This window comes from Lentzea sp. NPDC036955, from assembly GCF_055608005.1.
Window position 1 is genome coordinate 1 of sequence record NZ_JBVJRC010000023.1, and the last position, 1,399, is coordinate 1,399.

The window sequence follows — 1,399 nt, forward strand, 5'->3', positions numbered from 1 at the left end:
TGCCCGGCCGAACCGAGCTTGTTCATCTTCTTCGGCACCGACGCACCCTGATAGGCCAGGGGGATCGGGTGGCCGTGGTCGTCCACCGGGCCCAGCGGCTGGTGGACCTCGATGAACTCACCGTGCGGCAACCGCTTGATGATGCCGGTCTCCACACCGTGCTCCAGCACCTCACGGTCCGCCCGCTGCAACCCGATGCAGGTGCGGTAGGCGATGAAGTACGCGATCGGCGGCAGGACCAGCATGCCGATGCGGCCCATCCACGTCGTCAGGTTCAACGAGATGTCGAACTGGTAGGCGAAGATGTCGTTCGCGCCCATCAGCAGCAACACCATGAAGTACGTGATCGCCATCCACCCCAGCGCCGTGCGGACGGGAACGTCACGCGGGCGCTGCAGCAGGTTGTGGTGCGCGTAGTCCTTGGTCATCCGCCGTTCGATCCACGGGTACACCGCCGCGATCCCGGTCAGCAGCGGCAACCCCAGGATGAACGGCAGGAACGGCGCCGGGATCGTGTAGTTGCCCAGGTAGAACTCCCACGCCGGCCAGATGCGCACCAGGCCGTCGGTCCAGCCCATGTACCAGTCCGGCTGCGAGCCCGCCGAGACCTGCGCGGGGTTGTACGGGCCGATGTTCCAGATCGGGTTGATCTGGAACACCCCGCCCATGATCGCGATGACACCCACGACGACGGCGAAGAACCCGCCGCCCTTCGCCGCGAACACCGGCATGATCCGCACACCGACGACGTTGGTCTCCTTGCGGCCCACACCGGGGAACTGGGTGTGCTTCTGGTACCACACCAGACCCAGGTGCGCGCCGATCAACCCCAGGATGATCGCCGGGATGAGCAGGATGTGCGCGGTGTAGAGCAACGGGATGATGTCCGTGCCCGGGAACTCACCGCCGAACATCAACCAGTTCAGCCAGGTGCCGATCACCGGGAACGAGATCAGCAGCGCCGCCATCACCCGCAGACCGGTGCCCGAGAGCAGGTCGTCGGGCAGCGAGTAGCCCAGGAAGCCCTCGATCGCACCGAGCATGAACAACACGATGCCGATGACCCAGTTGATCTCACGCGGCTTGCGGAACGCACCGGTGAAGAAGATCCGGAACATGTGCACCACGATCGCCGCCATGAACAGCAACGCAGCCCAGTGGTGCACCTGACGCACGAACAACCCGCCACGGGTCTCGAACGAGATGTCCAGCGTGGACGCGAACGCCCGCGACATCTCGATCCCCCGCAGGTTCTCGAACGCCCCGTTGTAGGTGACCTCCGTCATCGACGGGTCGAAGAACAACGCCAGGTACGTACCCGACAACAACAACACGATGAAGCTGTACAGGGCGATCTCACCGAGCAGGAACGACCAGTGCGTCGGGAACACCTTGTTCA

The 1,399-nt window shown here is 64.3% G+C and carries 1 protein-coding gene; it reads right to left on the reverse strand.

What is annotated here, in order from left to right; all coding sequences use genetic code 11:
- On the reverse strand, positions 1 to 1,399 hold a 1,399-nt coding region (gene qcrB, locus ACZ7CF_RS42170; protein ID WP_470372566.1), incomplete at both ends, for a cytochrome bc1 complex cytochrome b subunit.